The sequence below is a fragment of the Phytoactinopolyspora endophytica genome (assembly GCF_004138495.1).
In the GTDB taxonomy this organism is placed as follows: domain Bacteria; phylum Actinomycetota; class Actinomycetes; order Jiangellales; family Jiangellaceae; genus Phytoactinopolyspora; species Phytoactinopolyspora endophytica.
In genome coordinates, this window is record NZ_ML142870.1 from 51,601 (window position 1) to 53,739 (window position 2,139).

2 protein-coding genes are annotated in these 2,139 nt (G+C 68.5%); both read right to left on the reverse strand.

Features of this window, described 5'->3' with window-relative positions; all coding sequences use genetic code 11:
- Positions 1 to 135: 135 nt before the first annotated feature.
- A complete protein-coding gene (locus ELR45_RS29715; protein WP_129669527.1) occupies positions 136 to 693 on the reverse strand; it encodes a YqgE/AlgH family protein in 558 nt (185 codons plus the stop codon).
- A gap of 51 nt (positions 694 to 744) precedes the next feature.
- A partial coding sequence (locus tag ELR45_RS29720) for an NAD-dependent malic enzyme (protein ID WP_420813975.1) occupies positions 745 to 2,139 on the reverse strand: 1,395 nt, incomplete at its 5' end.

Genomic DNA, 2,139 nt, shown 5'->3' on the forward strand with positions numbered 1-2,139 from the left:
GGAAATCCCGGCCAGGGTAGGCGCGGGCGTCGGCCTGTGAGGAGCCCCGCGACGATCTGGCCGCGGGCGAGGCCGGGTTTCCCCTCCCCATCCCGACTCGCCCCCTCCCCGCAGTAGCGGTTCCGCCCAGGGCCTTCAGTTCATCGTCGGGTCAGCCGGAAACGATGCCATGAGCGCCAGATGTCCCGGCTGCCGGCGCAGCACGGTCCGCCACAGCCCTTCCGCATCGCCACGGAACGCATCGCCCGCCTCGGCGTCGACCACGTACCAGGAGCCTTCCTCGATCTCCCCTTCCAGCTGGTCTGGAGCCCATCCGGCATAACCCGCGAAGATGCGCAGCCCGCCCACGGCCGGCTCGACCACCTCGGCGGGTGTGTCCAGGTCCAAGACGCCCACCTCGCCACTGACCCGGCGCACTCCGAGCGGCTCCCCGTTGCCGGCGATCAAGACCAGACCGAGCGCGCTGTCGGTGCTGACCGGTCCACCTTGGAAGATGACGTCAGGCTCGGAGGCGACGTGGCTCCAGTTCGGCAGCAGCCGGCCGATCGGCACGTCGCTCGGGCGGTTCACGATCACGCCGAGCGCGCCGTCGTGGTCGTGCGAGAGCATGAGAATGACGCTGCTGTCGAACGTCGACCCGTGCAGCGTCGGTGTGGCCACCAGCAGCTGCCCGGTCAGCTTCTTCTGCCCCATGCTTCTATCGTGCCTCAATGCGCTCGCGGCGCCGTCCAACGATCACGTCCACTACACCGGGACGGCGGGAAACTCCCCCGTCTCCTCCGCGGTCTTGCGGATGATCTCGACACTGTCGCGCACCGCCGTCGCCACGGTGTCGGAGATCCCGGGATGGAAGACGCTCGGGATCACATACGCGGGGTTGAGCTCGTCGTCGCTGACGGTTCCTGCCAGCGCCCGGGCCGCCGCCGTGAGCATCTCCGTGGTGACGCTGCGGCTGTGCGCGTCCAGCAGGCCCCGGAACACACCAGGGAAGGCGAGCACGTTGTTGATCTGGTTCGGATGGTCGCTGCGACCCGTGGCGACCACCGCGGCGTGTTTTCCGGCCTCCTGCGGCTGGATCTCCGGTTCCGGGTTCGCCAGCGCGAAGACGATCGCCTCGTCCGCCATCGTGGCGACGTCGGCGGCGGTCAGGATGTTCGGAGCGGACACGCCGATGAACACGTCGGCTCCGGCCACCGCGTCCCGCAGCGTACCGGTGACGCCACGCGGGTTGCTGTGCTCGAGATACCAGGTCGGCACCCCGGCGAGGTCGGCGCGGCCGGGATAGATCACACCGTTGACGTCCGCGGCGACGATGTCGCGCGCACCGGCGGAATGCAGCAGGTGTGCGATGGCGTGACCCGCCGCTCCGGCGCCGGCCATGGCGATGCGGATGGTCGCGAGGTCCTTCCCGACCACCTTCAGCGCGTTGATCAGTGCCGCCAGCACCACGATGGCGGTGCCGTGCTGGTCGTCGTGGAACACCGGGATGTCCAGCAACTGGCGTAGACGGGCCTCGATCTCGAAGCATCGGGGCGCCGAGATGTCCTCGAGGTTGATGCCGGCGAACACCGGCGCGATGTTCTGGACAGTGCGGATGATCTCCTCGGTATCCTGCGTGTCGAGGCAGATCGGGAAGGCGTCGATGTCCGCGAAGCGCTTGAACAATGCCGCTTTGCCCTCCATGACCGGCAGAGCCGCCGTGGCGCCGATGTTCCCCAGGCCGAGCACCGCGGAGCCGTCGGTCACCACTGCGACCGTGTTCCGCTTGATGGTCAGCCGCCGGGCATCCTCCGGATTCTTGACCAGCGCCTGCGATACGCGCGCCACGCCGGGTGTGTACACAAGCGAGAGGTCGTCCCGGTTACGGATCGGAACCTTGGACTTGATCTCGATCTTGCCCCCGAGGTGGACCAGGAACGTACGGTCGCTCACCTTGCCGATCGTCACGCCCGGCACCGACCGGAGGGCGTCCACCAGCTCCTCCGCATGCGCCGACGAGCTCGCCGCGCATGTCACGTCCACTTGGATTCGGTCATGACCGGAGCCGGTCACGTCGAGCGCGGTGACCAGGCCGCCCGTCTTCTCCACCGCCGCCGTCAGAAAGCTCACAGCGGTAGCGCCGGCTGGTACCTCCAGCCG